Source organism: Syntrophales bacterium, assembly GCA_035363115.1.
Taxonomy (GTDB): Bacteria; Desulfobacterota; Syntrophia; order Syntrophales; family PHBD01; genus PHBD01.
Genome location: DAOSEM010000002.1, coordinates 397,468 through 413,608, shown reverse-complemented (window position 1 = coordinate 413,608; position 16,141 = coordinate 397,468). Strand labels below are relative to the sequence as shown.

The following is a 16,141-nucleotide window of genomic DNA, read 5'->3' as shown; positions in this document are numbered from 1 at the left end:
GGCCCATCGGACCCTCGCTGAGCCTGAAACCGCCTACGTCCGGCGGTCTTCATTCCGCCGCTCCCCGTACCGCTCCAGGATCCATCTGCGGGCCTGGCCGGCATCGCCAATCTCTCCGCCCAACTGGGCGTCCTCGACCGCAGTCAGGATTTCGCGGAACAGGGGGCCCGGCGTAAATCCCATTCGAATCAGGTCCTCGCCGTCGATCAGCCGCGCCGGGTGGAGGTCCTCCCTGCTCAGTTCGACCAGCTTCTCCCGACAGAAGTCAAACGTGTCGAGCATGCCGTGGCTCCCAAGGCAATCGAGCCGGTGCAGCTCGAGGTGAAGCGGAAAATCCGGGAGCCTAAGAAAGCGCTTGAGCGTACCGGGCCTCATCTCGCCCACGGACATGAAATGCATGTGGTGCCGGATCAGGTCCAGGATCGTTCCGATGTCCTGGTTTGAAAACCGGAGCCGCCGCAGGATGTCCTCGGCCAGCCTCATCCCCTCCCGGACGTGCCCGTAGAAGTGAATTCCCCGCCCGTCCTCCGTCCGCGTGACCGCCTTCCCGACATCGTGCAGAACCACGGCCCATGCCAGCCGCTCGTCGGCCCTGCCGTTTTCACCTATGGGAAGCCGTTCCAGCATATTGAGCACATGGACCCAGACATCCCCCTCCGGGTGAAAGAGGGGCGGCTGGGACACACCGGCAAGGGCGCTCACCTCCGGCAGGATCCGCGCCAGGAGCCCGGAGTCCGCCAGCAGCTCCATCCCCCGGCGGGCACCACGGCTGACCAGGATTTTCGTCAACTCCTCCCGGACCCGCTCGCTGCTGATCCGACGGATCGCGTCGGCTCCCGCCCGGACGGCGGCAAAGGTCGGGGGATCAATGGAAAAATCGAGAACGGCGGCAAATCGGATCGCCCGGAGCATCCGGAGGTGATCCTCTGCGAAGCGGGCCTCGGGGTCTCCAATCGTGCGGATGACCCGGTTGTGCAGGTCCTCCAGGCCTCCGACATAATCCGTGACATGGCCCGTTTCCGGGTCCAAAAGAAGGCCGTTCACGGTGAAGTCGCGCCGCAGCACGTCCTCCTGCGCACCGGCGAACCGGACACGGGAGGGTCTCCTGCCGTCCCGGTACCCTCCCTCGGTGCGGTAGGTGGCCACTTCGAACGGCAGGCCTTCCTCCACCACCATGACAACGCCGAACCGGGCCCCCAGGGGGACTGTCCGCGGGAAAAGGGCCTGCACCTCTTCCGGCGTGGCGGACGTGACGATGTCAATGTCTTCCGGCTCCGTACCGAGGAGGACGTCGCGGACGCAGCCGCCCACGAAAAAGGCCTCATGACCCGCCGCCGCCAGCCGCCTGACGATGGACAGCGCGACCGTCCTCAACCTTGTCTTTTCCTCCCGGGGCTCTTCACTCATCCGTGTCCGGCAGGTCTTCCGACAGGGGATTCCCTCCCTGCAGGCGGCGCCTGCGGCCGATCCAGTATGACACTCCAAAGACGACCACAAGAACCAGCGGCACAACCCCCAGGAGCACGTCCATGAAAGACTCGGCCGATGCAAAGATGAGAATCGACACGGTAAAGATCATGCCGGCGATGATGAGCCAGAGAGCCCCTTCTTTCATGTTTTCCCCCCTCGGATTTTCCCCGCCCTGCCCATCCGGACGGCGCAGAACTCGCCGCACATGGTGCAGCCTTCCTCGTCGGCGCTCCGGCTCGTTTCCAGCATGGCCCTGCTCTTTGCAGGGTCGATGGACACGGCGATCTGTCCTTCCCAGTTCAATTCCCTGCGGTATTGCGCCATGGCCCGGTCCCGCTCCCAGGAGCCGGGGAACCCCTTGGCGAGGTCCGCGATGTGGGCGGCGATGCGGGAGGCCATGATTCCCTCCCGGACGTCCTCGAGAGTCGGGAGCCGCAGGTGCTCGGAGGGCGTGACGTAGCAGAGGAAGTCCGCCCCCGCGGCGCCGGCGATGGCCCCGCCGATGGCCGACGTCAGGTGGTCGTAGCCCGGCGCAATGTCCGTCGGCAACGGACCCAGCACATAGAAGGGCGCACCGTTGCAGAGCCGCTTCTGGAGCTGGATGTTCGCCACGATGTCCTGAATCGGGACGTGGCCCGGCCCCTCGATCATGACCTGTACGCCCTTCTCGCGGGCCCGCTTCGCCAGTTCTCCCAGGAGGACCAGCTCCTGGATCTGTCCCCGATCCGTCGCGTCGGCGAGGCAGCCCGGCCGAAGGCCGTCGCCGAGGCTGAACACCATGTCACAGCTTCTCGCAATCTCAATGAGCCGGTCATAGTGCTCGAAGAGAGGATTTTCCCGGCCGTTCATCTCCATCCAGTGGGCCGTCAGCGACCCTCCCCGGCTTACGATACCGAGAACCCGGCCCTGCGCTTCCACGGACGCGACGCTCTTTCGTGTGACGCCGCAGTGGACGGTGATGAAATCGACCCCGTCCCGGCCGTTCTCCTCGATGGCGGCAAAGAGGTCCTCCCCCGTCATGTCCACGAAGGACTTCCCCTGGTCCAGCATCCGGGCGGCGGCCTGGTAGACGGGAACGGTGCCGATGGCCAGAGGAGACGCCTCCAGAATGGCCTTCCGAATGGCCCGGATGTCTCCGCCGGTGGAGAGGTCCATGATCGTGTCCGCCCCGGCCTCCACGCAGATCCGGACCTTTTCCAGCTCCTCCGCAACGTCGGCCCGGTCTTTCGACGTGCCGATGTTGGCGTTGATCTTCGTCCGCAGTCCCCTGCCGATGGCCAGGGGCTTGATTCCCTTGTGGAGGGCGTTTCGCACCACCACGATCGTCCCCTCTTCCACGCCCCGTCGCAGCGCTTCGGGATCGATCCCCTCCACTTCCGCGCAGATCTTCATCTCTTCCGTAATTTTTCCGCTTCGGGCGGCTTCCAGCTGTGTCATGATCGTGCTCCCCGTTTCTTCTTTGCGTCCAACTCCTCCATCAGCGGCGCCAGGTGGTTCGTGGGGCCGTTGCCGCCTCCGATGCGGAGGGAATGGCGAATCGCCGATGTTACATAGTGCTTGGCCCCGGACACGGCCTTTCCCACGGATTGCCCCTTCGCCAGCCCGACGGCCAGTGCGGCGGAAAACGTGCAGCCGGTGCCGTGTGTGTCGGTCGTCCGGAGCCGCGGGCTTCGGAACAGGCGGCATCTGCCGTTCTCGTAAAGCAGGTCCACGGCATCGCCCTCCAGGTGGCCGCCCTTGACGACCACGCTCCGGGCGCCCATGCGCGCGATGGCCTCGGCGGCCCGTTTCATGTCGTCCGTTCCCCTTATTTCCATGCCCGTCAGGACCTCCGCCTCGGGAATGTTGGGCGTGATCACCCGGGCCAGGGGGATCAGTTCGTCCACCAGGGCGTTCCGGGCGGCCTTCTCCATCAGGGAGGCCCCGCCCTTGGCGACCATGACCGGGTCCACGACCAGGTTCACGATGCCGTATTCCTTGATCTTCGCCGCCACGATGCGGATGATCGACCGCGACGCGATCATCCCCGTCTTGGCGGCATCCACCCCGATGTCGCCCGCCACGGCGTCGAACTGGGCGGCCACGAAGGACGCCGGCACCTTGTGGATTCCCCAGACGCCCCGTGTGTTCTGGGCCGTCAGGGCGGTGACGACGCTCATCCCGAAGCCTCCCAGGACCGTGATCGTCTTCAGGTCCGCCTGTATCCCCGCGCCGCCCCCGGAGTCGGAGCCGGCGATCGTCAATACGCGCTTGATGCCCATGTTCTCAATCTCCCGCGGGGAATTCCCCCGCCCTGAAATAACGGATGACCAGCAGTGCACCCCGGCGGACCCGGATCGATCCCCGGGAAGCGATCAGCCGGTTGCTGACTCCGTATGGCTTTCCGGCCCTCATCTCCGCCCCGGCCAGGGGATATTCGAATCCTTCCAGGTCGATCCCCTCCGCGGCCTCTCCCAGGGGAAAGACGGACACCGTTTGGCCCGGCTCCCCCTCCAGAATTCTCATGTCCCGGACAAGAAAGGCCTCACAGGACGGATCCAACAGGCGGACGTCCACTCCCCGGGCGGCATCGCAGGCCAGAAGCGACAGGTTGGCCAGGGTGTGGTCCAGCCTCCGTCCCAGGGCGCCGAAGATCCAGACAGCGTCGGGATTCATCCCCAGGGCCTCCGTCAGCGCCAACTCCGTGTCCGTCTCGTCCTTCTCCGGTGGATGCCGGAGGAGCCGGCACCCCCGTGTGGAGAAGAAGCGTGCCGTTTCGTCGTCCAGGGAGTCCATGTCGCCGATGATGGCCTTGGGAACCAGGCCCAGCTTCCGGGCATGGCTCGCCCCGCCGTCGGCGCAGAGGATCGCCACGGGACGGATCGAATCGACCCGCTCCCGCAGGAACTCCGGATCCTGCAGCGGTCCCCCCGCCAGGATGAAAACGATCCGCCTCATGCTCACCGCCCTGAAAAGCCGTCCCCCGCAGAAAAACAACAGGGGCCATCCCCTGTTCCGCGGGATATGGCCCCTTCCGTTCGTCCTATCTCCGCTCCCTACGCTGGCATGATCCAGGTCAGGTTCAAAGGGTATTCTCTCAGCCTCCGCGGCACCCCCGTATGTCTTCTTTGCCCCTTATCCCCCTTTCCCGGAAAAAGCAACCGGGTTTCGAAGCAGTTACGGAATGTTGAAAACGTTTCTCGCGTTCCCCGAGGTCGCTTCCGCCACCTCCTCCAGGGAAAGCCCCCGGATCTCGGCCACCCTGCGGGCCGTGAAAAGGACATGGGCAGGCTCGTTGCGCTTGCCCCGATACGCCTGCGGCGTCAGGTAGGGGCAGTCCGTCTCGACGAGGAGCCGCTTCAGGGGGGTTCGCCGGACCACCTCGGCCAGCTTGTCGTTCTTCGGGTAGGTTACCGGACCGGCGATGGAGATGTAATATCCCCGGCGGACGCACTCCTCGGCCATGGCCGCGTCGCCGGAAAAGCAGTGGATGATGACGGGCTTCCGCCCCTTCCAGGAAAGGAGGGCCTTCATCGTTTCCGGGTGGGCGTCCCGGTCATGGATGATCACCGGCAGATCCAGGTCCGCCGCCAGATCGAGCTGCTCGGCGAAGCGGCGGATCTGGACCTCCCGGGGGGAGCGGTTCCGGAAGAAATCGAGGCCGATCTCCCCGTAGGCGACCACCTTCGGCTCCGCGGCCAGCCTCCGCAGCTCGCGGTACATCTCGTCGTGAATGCCTTTCACGTCGTGAGGGTGGATTCCGATGGCGGCATAGACCTCCGGAAACTTCGCGGCGATGGCTGCGGCCTTCCGGCAGTCCCGCAAATTCGTACCCACCGTGACCATGGCGGTGACGCCGCTCTCCACGGCGCGGCGTAGGACTTCCTCGCGGTCGGGATCGAAATCCCGCATCTCGAGATGGGCGTGCGAATCAATCAGCATGCGAAATCGTACCGCCGCCGGGCTTTCTCTTTTCGTCCCGGCGAATCTTCACATAATCGGCCTTCTCCGCCGCGTCCGGAAGCTGCGCCAGGGCCTTCGCAAGCTCCTCCTCGGTAACATCGCCGTTGCGCAGCTTCTGCTCGATGATTCTCCTGTCCATTTCCCCTTTTAAAATCGACTTTTTGATCATGCAGACCCACCTCCTGCAATGTATTGTTCCTTTTTTCGGCTGGACGGCACGCTGCCCCTGTCTTCCGGTTCCACCGGCATTCCCCGGATCCTCTGCTCCCGCAGCCCGCAGCGGGCGGCAACGGCCTTTCGGGGCTGCTCCTAAAGCAGATCGGGCTCCCGTGTCAACGAATATGTCTGCAATCATAAACATATCGAATATTTATCAATATCCCGCCTCTCATCCTTCCACGATCATCCACTCTGTCAATGAATCTTCCGATCGACTTGACTCCTTCCCGGCCTGTGCCCTAAGATGCGCCCACTTCGAAATGGAAAGGCATTCATGGTCCCGGACCTAAACAGCGTCACCATCTTCACCGACGGAGCCTGCCTGGGAAATCCCGGGCCGGGTGGCTGGGCCGTGGTATTGCTCTCCGGCCCGCACCGAAAGGAGCTTTCCGGCGGCTACCGCCTGACGACGAACAACCGCATGGAGCTCCAGGCGGCCATCCGGGGCCTGGAGGCCCTGAAGAAGCCCTGCGAAGCCGTCCTTGTTACCGACTCGCAGTATGTCTTCAACGGCATCGACAAGGGCTGGGCGAAGCGCTGGAAAGAAAGCGGGTGGATGCGAAGCCAGCGGGAAAAGGCCCAGAATGCGGACCTCTGGGAGAGACTCCTGGAGTTGTGCGAGAGGCACCGCGTCCGCTTTCAGTGGGTCCGCGGACATGCCGGGAACGAGGAGAACGAGCGGTGCGACCGCCTGGCACAGGAGGCGGCGAAGCAGCCAGACCTTCCTGCCGACTTGGGATACCGGCCCTGAAACCGTCGCTCCTGCCTTTGCCGGAAGCCCTTACAATCCTTCCGCTCCAAGCATTTCCAAGACCCTGGATGCGGTATCCTCCGGTTTCACCCCGTACCAGGCGCCGAGAATCCTCCCCTCTTCATCGACCAGGAAGGCCGAGCGGGTGATTCCCATCCCCTTCTTCCCGTACATCGTCTTTTCTCCCCAGACACCCCAGGCGGCCGCAACCACCGCGTCCGGGTCCGACAGGAGGGGGTAATCCAGCTCTTCTCTCTCGCTGAATTTCTTCTGTGCCGCCGTTGCGTCCCGGCTGATTCCCAGGACGGCCACGCCCCGCCTCTCCAGCTCCCGCCGTGCCTCCAGCACGGTCCGGACCTGCCTGGCTCACCCCGAGGTGCCGGCCTTCGGGTAGAAAAACACCAGGAGCTTCCGGCCCCGGAAATCCGACAGCCCGACGGGGTTGCCGTTCTCATCCTTCAACTCGAACGCGGGGGCCTTGTCCCCTTTCTTGAGCCGTTTCATCTTTTCCTCCCTGAAATTGAATGGTCTTTTCCGGTTGTGAATCGGACGCCGGCCCGGCTCACACCGCCCGCAGGGCGTCCACAATGTTCAGGCGGGCCGCCTGGAACGCCGGCAGGACACCGCCCACGAATCCCATCCCCAGGGAAAACAGCATCGCCTCCAGGGCGATGGCGGGACTCAGGGTGAACGAAAAGGCCAACTCCGCGAAGGTCTGAAAGTTCATGGTGGAGACGGTCACGAACTGCATGAAGGAGGCGAAGAACAGCCCCGCCACTCCGCCCAGGAATCCGAGGATCATCGACTCCGCGAGGAAGGCCAGGAGGATGCTCCGGCGCTGGAAACCCAAAGCCCGGAGCGTCCCGATCTCGGCGGTCCGGTTCGCCACGGCCGAGTACATGGTGATCATGGCCCCGATGACCGCCCCCAGGGAAAAGATGACCGTGAGCGAGATGCCGAGGATCCGCAGGAACTTGGCCATCGCCTCCGACTGGTCCAGGTAGTAGCGGGTCTCACGCCGCGCCTCCAGGGTCAGCCGGGGATCCTTTTCGATCCTTGCCTTCATGGCCTCGAATTCCCCGGAGTCCCGTAGTTTGAAGAGAACGGACGAGTAGACCGGCCGCCGGAATGCCTGCATGAACTGGTCGACGTCCCCCCAGATCTCCGAGTTGAATCCCGTGTTGCCGGCGTCGAAGATCCCCACGATCCGCCAGTTCCGGAGCCCGCAGCAGAGGTTCTCGCCGAGGCCGACGCCCCGGAAGCCGCGGACGACCCCCATCCCCGCCATGACCTCCGTCGTCCCCATGCGGGGCAGCCTCCCCGCCACCAGCTTCACCTGGGGCCTCAGTTTCGGCGAGGCTTCCATGATCCCCCGGAGGACCACGTTCGACTTCTGCCCCGTGTCCCGCTTCGGCAGGGCGATCAGGACGACGAGCTCCTTCACGAGCAGCCTCCGGCCGTCGGACCCAATCGCCACCTCCGGCTGGACCTCCACGACGGCGGCCTGCTGCCGGTCCACCCCGCTCATGACCTCGGATCCCGATCCTTTCCGGACAACCACCACGTTTTCGTAGGACCCCGTCTCCACGAGGGTCTTCTGCAGCCCCTCGGCCAGCATCAGGATCGTGGCGAAAACGAAGACCACCAGCGCCATGCCGGAGACCGTCAGGATCGTCGTTAGGCGCCGGGTCCAGAGGTTGCGGATGCTGTAGGAGAGGGGAACCGCCATCACCCGATCCTCCGAAGCCCGTCGGCGATTCGGATCCTGATGGCCCGGCGCGTCGGGATGACGCCGGCGACACCCGCCACCAGGAGGGCCGCTACAACGTCGAGGGCCAGGGTTTCTTTCGAGACATTGAAGACGGGGAAGAAATTCGGGAGGCTGTCGGCGAACGCGCGGGCTACGGGAAACGTCAGGGCCATCCCCAAGACACAGCCCGTCAGGGTGATGACGAGGGCCTCTCCGAAGACCAGGGCGGCGATATGGCGGCCTCCGAAGCCCAGGGTCTTGAGGATGGCGTAGTCGCCGATGCGCTCCCGCGTCGTCATGGCCATCGTGTTGGCCACGACGGCCATGATGATGAAGATGATGACGACGGAGACGAGCTGGATGGCCAGGACGATCGTGGAGGTCATGGAGATGAATCCGAGGTTGAAGGCCTTCTCCGTCTCCGTCAACGTCTCTGCCAGGGAGTTCCGGAACATGTCGTCCACCGCCGCGGACACCTCCGCGGCCAGGTCCGGGTGGGTCACTCCGATCATGTAGAAACCCACCTGGTCGGCCCGCCCGGGATACAGCCTCCGCACCATCTCGTTCAGGTAGTCCCAGTGGAAGAAGAACTGGGTCTCGTCGATGGTCTTGTCCCGCCCCCGGTAGACCCCCCGGAGAACGAAATCCCAGTTCCCCGGGAAGATGACGCCCCGGAGCGTGACCGTGTCGCCAATCTTCCAGCCGAACTGGGCGGTGAGCCTGCGTCCGGCCACGAAGCCCTTGCGGTCGCCGAGGAAGGATTTCTTCTGGTCTTCCGGGATGATGAACTCGGGATAAAGGTCCAGGTACGTCGGAGCGTCCACGGCAAAATTCGGAAAGAAATTCTTCTCTTCAATGTAGATGCCGCCGAACCAGTTGCCCCAGGAAACGCTCCGTACGCCGGAGACCTGGCGGATCTTGTCCTTGTAGGCGAGGGGGAGCGGGAAGATGAGGGAGACGGAGTTCCGGGTCACCAGGCGGGCCGCGGAGGCGGCCTCCACCCCGGCGTACCAGGCGGCGACCACGGTCCGGAGCAGGCCGAAGGCCAGGATCGCCACGGTGATTCCCAGGATTGTGAGCCCCGTCCGGAGGCGGTTCCGGAAGGCGTTCCTAAAGAGGATGCGCAGGATCATCGTTGCTCAGCACCCCCTTGTCCAGGTGCCGCAGGACATGGGCCCGCTGCGCCGCCCGGGGATCGTGGGTCACCATGATGATCGTCTTTCCCAGCTGCCCGTTCATGCGCTCCATCAGGTCGAGGATCTCCGACGCCGATACCCGGTCGAGATCGCCCGTGGGCTCATCCGCCACGAGCAGGACCGGGTCCGTGACGATGGCCCGGGCGATGGCCACCCGCTGCTGCTCCCCCCCGGAGAGCTGGCCCGGGTAGTGGTCCAGCCGGTGGGAGAGGCTCACCAGGTCCAGGCACATCCGCGCGTGCTCCCGCCGCTCCCGCTTCGTCAGGCCCGAGAGGGTCAGGGGAAGCTCGACATTCTCCAGGGCTGTCAAGACGGGGATCAGGTTGTAAAACTGGAAGATGAACCCCACGGCGCCGGCCCGCCACGCCGCCAGCTCCGTCTCCGAGAGGGTCGTGATCTCCACGCCCTCGACCAGGATGCTGCCGCTGTCGGCCCGGTCGATCCCCGCGATGAGGTTGAGAAGCGTGCTCTTGCCCGATCCGGAGGGCCCCATGAGGGACAGGAATTCGCCATTCCGGATGTCGAAGGAAATGTCGTGCAGGACCGGCACTTCCAGGCTTCCCCGCCGGTAGGCCTTGCTGAGATTCAGAATGCGGACGATGGGCGGGCTGTCGCTCATTTTTCGGCAACACGGATGCGGGACCCGTCTCGGATCCGGCCCGGGGGCTTGAGGATCACCCGGTCCCCCGCCTGGAGTCCGCCGGTTACCTCGACCATGTCCCCGATATCGGCCCCTGTTTCGATCACTGCCTGTTTCGCCCGGTCTCCCCGGGCCACGAAGACGATCCGCTTCCCTTCCTTCTCCAGGACGGCGGTCCGGAGGACAGCGAGACGGGCCTTCTCCTCGCCTTCCGCAACCGGCCGGGAGAGGAAGGCCACCTTGGCGCTCATGTCCGGGAGGAGCCGGTCGCCCGGTTTCAGGAACCGGACCTTGACCATGACGGAGGCCTTGCTCCGGTCGACCGTCGGGACGATGGCGTGGACCTCCCCGGGAAAACGCGCCTCCGGGAGGGCATCCAGGCTGATCTCGCAGGGTTGGGCGGGTTTGACCCGCCCGATGTTGGATTCCGACACGTCCACTTCCACCAGCAGGGATCCCAGATCGGCGATGGTAACCACGGCGGCCTTGGCGTTGGCGGCGGCCCCCAGGGGGGTGACGATGTCGCCGATGTCGGCGTTCTTCGTCAGCACGACGGCATCGAAGGGAGCCTTGATCAGCGTGTAGTCGAGGGCTGTCTCGGCCCCCCGGACACCGGCCTCGGACACCTTCAGCGAAGCCTCCGCGGAAGCCGCGGCCGCCTCGACCCTGCGCAGCCTTGTTTCCGCCAGGTCATAGGCAGATCTCGACACGGACCCCGTTTCGACCAGGCGTTTGTGCCTCCCGTAATCCCTTCGGGCCTCTTCCAGTTCCGCCCGGACCTGCTCCAGGTTCGCCCGGGAGACGTTCCGGCCGGCCGCCGCCTGGTCCCTGGACGCGAGGACATCCTCGTTCTCGAGGCGGGCGATGATCTGGCCCTTCCGGACGCGGCTCCCCTCCTCCACCAGGAGCGCCACCAGCCGACCCGTGGCCTTCGACGCCACCGCCGCCTTCCGCTGGGCCACCACGTAGCCGCTGGCGTTGAGGACCGTCAGGCCCTGGGACGGATAGACCTGCGAAACCGCGGCGGTCTCCACCGTGACAGAGGGCGTCAGAATGCCCAGGACATAGAGAACGCTCGCCCCGAGGAGCAGAACCGCCACGACGGCCGCGATCGTCCATTTCCTGGATGCCTTCAGGGGCTGCTTTCTCCGCGTCTTGTCGATTTTCAGAGCCGAGAGGTCATCCCGGGCCATGTTCGCCTCCCCTTCCCAGGAGCGGATTGGCGGCCTTCTTCCTGGCTTTCTCGATGAACATGAACCGGTCCGCCGCCTGCATGATGAGAGTCAGGTCCGATCCCTTCTGTCCCGTGTCCATTCCGATGGAGATGCTCAGCGGAGGGCCGGGATGCGCTTGATTGTGCTCTTCCAGGTTCTTCCGGATGCGGTCGATGATGGAGGAGGCGACCTCGCGATCTGAAAACGGCAGGAGGGCCGCGAATTCGTCCCCACCGATCCTGGCCAAGACGTCTTCCGCACGCATCGATTCCTGCAGGACCCGTGCGGCCCGCTTGAGAAAGTCGTCCCCCGCGGCGTGTCCGCCTTCGTCGTTCATCCTTTTCAGGCCGTCCAGGTCGGCCATGATGATGCTGACGGGATAGGAGCGGCCGCGCTGCATTCTGCTCAGCTCTTCCTCGAAATAGGCCCGGTTGTAGAGGTCCGTGAGAACGTCGTGGGTGCTCAGGTAGCGGAGCTGTGCCTCCGCCCCCTTCCGCTCCGAGATGTCCATGGAATTCCCGAGAATGGCGTGGCGTCCGCGGAAACGGATCGGCGTGACGGTCTCCATGACCCAGCGGATCTCCCCCGTCTTCGTGCGGATCCGGAATTCATAGGGAGTGGAGCGGATCCCCCGGAGCATGTCCCGTGCGAACTGCCACGTCCGCTCGCGGTCCTCCGGCAGGATCAGGTCCATGGCGACCGTATCGACCAGTTCCTCAGGGTCGTAACCCGCGTACGAAGCGGCGTTCCGGTTCAGGTAGCGGAACCGTCCGTCCTGGATCACGTAAACACCGGCGAAGGACCGCTCCGCCAGGGTTCGGTACCGCTCCTCGCTCTCGCGCAGCTCGGCCTCCACTCTCTTCCGCTCCGAGATGTCCCTTGCCGTCCCGCGGAAGCCCATGGGTTTTCCTTCGGCGTCCCGCTTCAGGAAGACGGCCGCCTCGATCATGAAGGTCTCGCCGTCCCTGCGTTTCATGATCCACTCCGACGCCCGCTCCGGGAGCCCCGTCCGGAACACCCGGTTGAAGATCTGAAACACCTGCGGGGAGGTTTCCTCGCCGATAAACATCCGGTAATTCGCCCCGGCCAGCTCCTCCGCCGTGTATCCGACATATTCCGGAAGGACACGGTTGAAGAAGGTCAGGTTCCCCGACAGGTCGACCTCGAAATAGACCTCGTCCGCGGCCTCCAGGATGGTGCGGTATTTTTCTTCGCTCTCCTGAAGGGCCTGCTCGATCTTTCGACGCACCGTCAGGTCGTGGATCGTCTCGATGGCCCCCTGGATTCGGCCCTCCACATCACGGAGGGGGGCGGCGTTGCCGACGAAGTACATCCGGTCGCCCCGCATGTTCGGCATGTACGACTCACCGATGATGCGTCCGTCTTCGGTTTTTTCCAGGACGCTGTATGACTTCTCCCAGTCGCTTCCGGGATGGAGAATGAAATCGATGAGGATGGGCCGCCGTTCGCCGTAAAAAACGACCGCATATTGGTGGTCTCCCTTTCCGATCATCTCCCCGGCGGGAACCCCGGTCAGGTCCGCCATGGCTCGGTTCCAGGCCACGACGACGCCCTCCAGGTCGATGGCGAACGTCGGATCGGGAAGGATATCGACGATGCTCCTCAGGTCCCTTTTTCCGTTTGCGATGCCGGAAAAGGAATCATGGGATGGGGAAACACTGGATGGACCGGATTTCGGACGGCCCGCCGTCCTGCGCACGGCCTTCCGCAACGGCCTTTTCGTGGGGCGGGGAGTTCTGTCGCTCATGCATCGGCTTTCCTGGACTGGAATCGCGCTGCCCGGATATGGATTGGGATTTATACTTGACATCACACCGATGTTTCAACAAGATTGTGCCTCAGTTCCGGAAATGAGCACTGGCGCGGCATCCATATGACCTCCCATCACGACTCCCAGGAATCCCGAATCGCTTTCATCGGTCTCGGCAAGGTCGGAACCGCCATGGCCGTGTTGCTGCGCAAAGCCGGCTACAGGCTGGCGGCCCTCTACGACGTCTCCCCGGAGGCAAGGGAGCGGGCCGCCTCCGCCACGGGCGCCCCCATCGCCGGCGGGGCTGCCGAGGCAGCCTCCCGGTCTGACATGGTGTTCCTCACCACCGGCGACGACCAGATTCTCGCCGTCTGCCGCGAGATCGCCGAGGGGGGAGGATTCCACCCAGGGCAGACCGCCGTTCACATGAGCGGCGCCGGTGGACTCGACCTTCTCGAACCGGCGCGGGAGGCCGGCGCCTGCCGGGCCAGCATCCATCCGATGCAGGCCTTCGCAGACTCCGCCATGGCGCTCGAGAACCTGCCCGGCAGCGTCTTCGGCGTCACCGCCGACGAACCCGCCCGGGAATGGGCCGTCCGCATCGTTGGGGACCTGGGCGGCACCCCCTTCTTTGTCGCCGGGGAAAACAAGGCCCTCTATCACGCCGCCGCCTGCATGGCCTCGAACTACCTGGTTACTCTGATCCGCCAGGTCGAGGCCGTCTACGAGTCCATTGGAATGGACCGGGAGGATGCGGTTCGGGCCGTCTGGCCCCTGATCGGAGGGACACTCCGGAACATCGAGACCATGGGAACCGTCCGGGCCCTCACGGGACCCATCGTCCGGGGGGACGCCGGAACCATCGAAAAGCATCTTGCGGCCTTCCGGGAGAAACTTCCACACCTCCTGGAGACTTACCGCGTCCTGGGAAAACAAACGGTGAAGCTGGCCCGGGAGAAAGGAACCCTTTCCCTGGAGCAGGCGGAGCAACTTAATTCCATTTTATCGGGAGGAACCTCATGAGCACCCACGGCAAGCTGAACAAGGTCACCACGGCAACCATCCGCGACATGAAAAAGAGAGGCGAGAAGATCACCATGATCACCGCCTACGACTACCCCACCGCAGCCGTGGTGGACGAGGCGGGCATCGACCTGATCCTCGTGGGCGACTCCCTGGCGATGGTGGTCCTGGGATACGAAAGCACGCTCCCCGTGACGATGGACGTCATGATCCATCATACGAAGGCCGTTACCCGGGCCGTGAGCCGCGCCCTCGTGATCGGCGACATGCCCTTCATGTCCTACCAGGTCTCGGTGGACGAGGCCGTCCGCAACGCCGGCCGCTTCCTCCAGGAGGCGGGCGCCCAGGCGGTGAAGCTCGAAGGGGGGCGGGAGGTGGCGGAAGTGACGCGCCGCATTGCCGCCGCGGGGATTCCCGTCATGGCCCACCTGGGCCTGACCCCCCAGTCGGTTCATCAGCTCGGCGGCTACAAGGTCCAGGGCAAGGGGAGCGAGGCGGCGAACCGGATCCTGGAAGACGCAAAGATCCTCGAGGAGGCGGGGGCGTTTTCGATCGTCCTGGAGTGCATCCCGACGGAGCTCGGACGGGTGATCAGCGAGGCGCTCTCGATCCCCACGATCGGCATCGGCGGCGGCATCCACTGCGACGGCCAGGTCCTGGTGCTCCACGACCTCCTGGGGATGTTCGAGCGGTTCACTCCCAAATTCGTCAAGAAGTACGCCAACATCAACGCCCAGATGAAAGAGGCCGTGGGTAAGTACATCGAGGAGGTCCGGCAGGGCCAGTTCCCGGGGCCGGAGCACTCCTTCCTGTAAGGAAATGCCACGATGGCACGGCCGCCACGCGTACTTCCGAGCCGTCAGGACGGCTGTGCCCCGCCGGCGACATGGCGGATCATCTGGCGGAAGATCCCCTCGGTAATCTCCGGCGACATGAAATAGTCCGGGTGCAGCCGATAGAGATCGCCGGTCAGAGCCCGTGCGGCCTCCTCCATGCCGCCGTGCTGTTCCAGGGCTTTTTCCATGGACCGGCGCAGGATCTTTGCCGCCTCCCGGGTCCGGCCGATGAATCGTCCCGCCTCCACTCCGGTGATGAAGCCGTAGTGGTCCGCGCAGAGGCAATCCACGGGGAGCCGGTCCATTTTTTCCAGGCTCTCCTCGAATTTCGTGAAATCCGAGTTCCCCAGGGGGATCGAAAAGTCCCTGAAGGGAATGCCCCCTCCGTCGGAGGCGAAGAGGGCCTTCCATTCCGGCACGTAAGCGGAGATCGAGCAGGACGAATGGCCCGGCGTCTCGAGGATCCGGACGCTCAGGCCTCCCAGTTCGATCCGGTCGTCCTCCCGGACGTTCCGGCCCATGACGTCATCCCGCCAGGCGTAATCGTAGTTCTTCAGTCCCTCCTGAAGACCCATCCTTTCCGTGACCATGCGGCTGAATTCGTTGATCGTGGCGACGGCCTTCGGCATGGACAGAACCTCCCAGGCTCGCGAGGAGGCCAGGACCTCCGTGTCCGGGAAGGTCCGTTTCCACCATGGGATAACACCGAGGTGGTCGAAATGAGCATGGAGGATCAGGACTCTGGTGATGCGCCTCCTGTCGATCCCGAAGGATTCCATCTGGCGGACAACCTGCGGCAGGATATAAACCATCCCTCCGCTCACGATCATGGCCTCCCGGGTTCCCTCCAGGACGTAAAGCCCCGTTTCCTCCCTTCCCAGGTACCAGATCCCCTCGGCAACCTTGCCGGCTTTCCGGTGTCTCATTTTCTTTTCCTCAAAGTTTCTTCTTTTCCATTCATTCTTTATCTCAGTACCGGATGTCTATCTCCCGACGTTCCAAGGGATAAAATTTGCGTGCCACGGAGAGGGGCTTCCCTCGCGCTCAGAAGCGTATGGGGGAAGATTTGAAATCCGCCCCCTTTGCAACGTCTCGCACCGCTGCAAAGTCATAACTCGCACCGGACGTTGCTCAGACAGATGACTTTGCGGGCGCTGCGCTGCGACGGCAGGGTGCCCCGAAAAAGCCGCTATTCGCGCTCCGGGAAGCCCCCTCTCCCCGACGGACGTTCGCGGGGGCGCGACCGGGGGTTTCCAGAGGAGCAATTGAAACACCCCTGCGGGAGCATGTAGCGGGCTGTTCAAAAATGCCCGGACGCAAGGCCCCCGA

Annotated in this window: 17 protein-coding genes and 1 riboswitch; of the genes, 3 read left to right on the top strand and 14 right to left on the bottom strand. The window is 64.3% G+C overall.

The features are described from left to right. Nucleotides 1-33 precede the first annotated feature (33 nt). From PLO63_07370 to PLO63_07340, 7 genes are all read right to left on the bottom strand, one after another. Nucleotides 34-1,407: an HD domain-containing protein gene (locus PLO63_07370; GenBank protein HOI73954.1), complete on the bottom strand. Its 1,374-nt coding sequence runs from the start codon at nt 1,405-1,407 to the stop codon at nt 34-36. Next, the gene (locus PLO63_07365; GenBank protein ID HOI73953.1) at nt 1,400-1,615 is read right to left on the bottom strand and encodes a hypothetical protein; all 216 of its coding nucleotides are present in this window, start codon (nt 1,613-1,615) and stop codon (nt 1,400-1,402) included. The genes PLO63_07370 and PLO63_07365 overlap by 8 nt, the downstream gene beginning before the upstream one ends. Beyond that, nucleotides 1,612-2,907, bottom strand: a complete 1,296-nt coding sequence (thiC, locus tag PLO63_07360) for a phosphomethylpyrimidine synthase ThiC (protein ID HOI73952.1) — start codon at nt 2,905-2,907, stop codon at nt 1,612-1,614. Before thiC ends, PLO63_07365 begins: the two co-directional genes overlap by 4 nt. After that, on the bottom strand, nt 2,904-3,731 hold the full coding sequence (gene thiD / locus PLO63_07355) for a bifunctional hydroxymethylpyrimidine kinase/phosphomethylpyrimidine kinase (GenBank protein HOI73951.1): 828 nt from the start codon (nt 3,729-3,731) through the stop codon (nt 2,904-2,906). Before thiD ends, thiC begins: the two co-directional genes overlap by 4 nt. A gap of 4 nt (nt 3,732-3,735) precedes the next feature. Then, complete coding sequence (locus tag PLO63_07350) at nt 3,736-4,407, bottom strand: thiamine diphosphokinase (GenBank protein ID HOI73950.1); 672 nt, start codon at nt 4,405-4,407, stop codon at nt 3,736-3,738. 78 nt (nt 4,408-4,485) lie between these two features. After that, nucleotides 4,486-4,576: riboswitch (TPP riboswitch) on the bottom strand. A 50-nt stretch (nt 4,577-4,626) separates the two neighbouring features. Next, nucleotides 4,627-5,391, bottom strand: a complete 765-nt coding sequence (locus PLO63_07345; protein HOI73949.1) for a TatD family hydrolase — start codon at nt 5,389-5,391, stop codon at nt 4,627-4,629. Continuing rightward, nucleotides 5,381-5,581: a hypothetical protein gene (locus PLO63_07340; GenBank protein ID HOI73948.1), complete on the bottom strand. Its 201-nt coding sequence runs from the start codon at nt 5,579-5,581 to the stop codon at nt 5,381-5,383. The genes PLO63_07345 and PLO63_07340 overlap by 11 nt, the downstream gene beginning before the upstream one ends. A 324-nt stretch (nt 5,582-5,905) precedes the next feature. Here PLO63_07340 and rnhA point away from each other — a divergent pair, with 324 nt between their 5' ends. Further along, a complete protein-coding gene (gene rnhA / locus PLO63_07335) occupies nt 5,906-6,382 on the top strand; it encodes a ribonuclease HI (GenBank protein ID HOI73947.1) in 477 nt (158 codons plus the stop codon). A gap of 30 nt (nt 6,383-6,412) precedes the next feature. On the opposite strand, the gene bcp is transcribed toward rnhA, so the two are convergent. Genes bcp through PLO63_07305 form a run of 6 tightly spaced genes read right to left on the bottom strand, consistent with a single transcriptional unit; the run spans nt 6,413 to nt 12,950 of the window. Then, the gene (gene bcp, locus PLO63_07330) at nt 6,413-6,886 is read right to left on the bottom strand and encodes a thioredoxin-dependent thiol peroxidase (protein ID HOI73946.1); all 474 of its coding nucleotides are present in this window, start codon (nt 6,884-6,886) and stop codon (nt 6,413-6,415) included. 58 nt (nt 6,887-6,944) lie between these two features. Continuing rightward, complete coding sequence (locus PLO63_07325; GenBank protein HOI73945.1) at nt 6,945-8,111, bottom strand: ABC transporter permease; 1,167 nt, start codon at nt 8,109-8,111, stop codon at nt 6,945-6,947. Further along, nucleotides 8,111-9,265 (bottom strand): FtsX-like permease family protein, encoded by a 1,155-nt coding sequence (locus PLO63_07320; GenBank protein ID HOI73944.1) that lies wholly within the window; start codon nt 9,263-9,265, stop codon nt 8,111-8,113. The genes PLO63_07325 and PLO63_07320 overlap by 1 nt, the downstream gene beginning before the upstream one ends. Continuing rightward, nucleotides 9,243-9,947, bottom strand: a complete 705-nt coding sequence (locus PLO63_07315) for an ABC transporter ATP-binding protein (protein HOI73943.1) — start codon at nt 9,945-9,947, stop codon at nt 9,243-9,245. The genes PLO63_07320 and PLO63_07315 overlap by 23 nt, the downstream gene beginning before the upstream one ends. After that, entirely contained in the window at nt 9,944-11,161 is a 1,218-nt protein-coding gene (locus tag PLO63_07310; protein HOI73942.1) for an efflux RND transporter periplasmic adaptor subunit, read from the bottom strand. Before PLO63_07310 ends, PLO63_07315 begins: the two co-directional genes overlap by 4 nt. After that, nucleotides 11,148-12,950, bottom strand: coding sequence for a PAS domain S-box protein (locus PLO63_07305; protein ID HOI73941.1), 1,803 nt, complete (start codon nt 12,948-12,950; stop codon nt 11,148-11,150). Before PLO63_07305 ends, PLO63_07310 begins: the two co-directional genes overlap by 14 nt. A gap of 126 nt (nt 12,951-13,076) precedes the next feature. On the opposite strand from PLO63_07305, the gene PLO63_07300 reads away from it, so the two are divergent. Both PLO63_07300 and panB read left to right on the top strand, forming a co-directional pair. Then, nucleotides 13,077-13,976, top strand: coding sequence for a DUF2520 domain-containing protein (locus tag PLO63_07300; GenBank protein HOI73940.1), 900 nt, complete (start codon nt 13,077-13,079; stop codon nt 13,974-13,976). Continuing rightward, complete coding sequence (gene panB, locus PLO63_07295; GenBank protein ID HOI73939.1) at nt 13,973-14,791, top strand: 3-methyl-2-oxobutanoate hydroxymethyltransferase; 819 nt, start codon at nt 13,973-13,975, stop codon at nt 14,789-14,791. Before PLO63_07300 ends, panB begins: the two co-directional genes overlap by 4 nt. A gap of 44 nt (nt 14,792-14,835) precedes the next feature. Here panB and PLO63_07290 read toward each other — a convergent pair whose 3' ends face one another. Beyond that, the gene (locus tag PLO63_07290) at nt 14,836-15,738 is read right to left on the bottom strand and encodes an MBL fold metallo-hydrolase (protein ID HOI73938.1); all 903 of its coding nucleotides are present in this window, start codon (nt 15,736-15,738) and stop codon (nt 14,836-14,838) included. Nucleotides 15,739-16,141 lie beyond the last annotated feature (403 nt).

Excerpts from the sequence above, each read along its gene's own strand:
- PLO63_07370 (HOI73954.1), bottom strand. The coding sequence starts at position 1,407 with ATGAGTGAAGAGCCCCGGGAGGAAAAGACAAGGTTGAGGACGGTCGCG.
- PLO63_07365 (HOI73953.1), bottom strand. The coding sequence starts at position 1,615 with ATGAAAGAAGGGGCTCTCTGGCTCATCATCGCCGGCATGATCTTTACC.
- thiC (HOI73952.1), bottom strand. The coding sequence starts at position 2,907 with ATGACACAGCTGGAAGCCGCCCGAAGCGGAAAAATTACGGAAGAGATG.
- thiD (HOI73951.1), bottom strand. The coding sequence starts at position 3,731 with ATGGGCATCAAGCGCGTATTGACGATCGCCGGCTCCGACTCCGGGGGC.
- PLO63_07350 (HOI73950.1), bottom strand. The coding sequence starts at position 4,407 with ATGAGGCGGATCGTTTTCATCCTGGCGGGGGGACCGCTGCAGGATCCG.
- PLO63_07345 (HOI73949.1), bottom strand. The coding sequence starts at position 5,391 with ATGCTGATTGATTCGCACGCCCATCTCGAGATGCGGGATTTCGATCCC.
- PLO63_07340 (HOI73948.1), bottom strand. The coding sequence starts at position 5,581 with ATGATCAAAAAGTCGATTTTAAAAGGGGAAATGGACAGGAGAATCATC.
- rnhA (HOI73947.1), top strand. The coding sequence starts at position 5,906 with ATGGTCCCGGACCTAAACAGCGTCACCATCTTCACCGACGGAGCCTGC.
- PLO63_07325 (HOI73945.1), bottom strand. The coding sequence starts at position 8,111 with ATGGCGGTTCCCCTCTCCTACAGCATCCGCAACCTCTGGACCCGGCGC.
- PLO63_07320 (HOI73944.1), bottom strand. The coding sequence starts at position 9,265 with ATGATCCTGCGCATCCTCTTTAGGAACGCCTTCCGGAACCGCCTCCGG.
- PLO63_07315 (HOI73943.1), bottom strand. The coding sequence starts at position 9,947 with ATGAGCGACAGCCCGCCCATCGTCCGCATTCTGAATCTCAGCAAGGCC.
- PLO63_07310 (HOI73942.1), bottom strand. The coding sequence starts at position 11,161 with ATGGCCCGGGATGACCTCTCGGCTCTGAAAATCGACAAGACGCGGAGA.
- PLO63_07305 (HOI73941.1), bottom strand. The coding sequence starts at position 12,950 with ATGAGCGACAGAACTCCCCGCCCCACGAAAAGGCCGTTGCGGAAGGCC.
- PLO63_07300 (HOI73940.1), top strand. The coding sequence starts at position 13,077 with ATGACCTCCCATCACGACTCCCAGGAATCCCGAATCGCTTTCATCGGT.
- panB (HOI73939.1), top strand. The coding sequence starts at position 13,973 with ATGAGCACCCACGGCAAGCTGAACAAGGTCACCACGGCAACCATCCGC.
- PLO63_07290 (HOI73938.1), bottom strand. The coding sequence starts at position 15,738 with ATGAGACACCGGAAAGCCGGCAAGGTTGCCGAGGGGATCTGGTACCTG.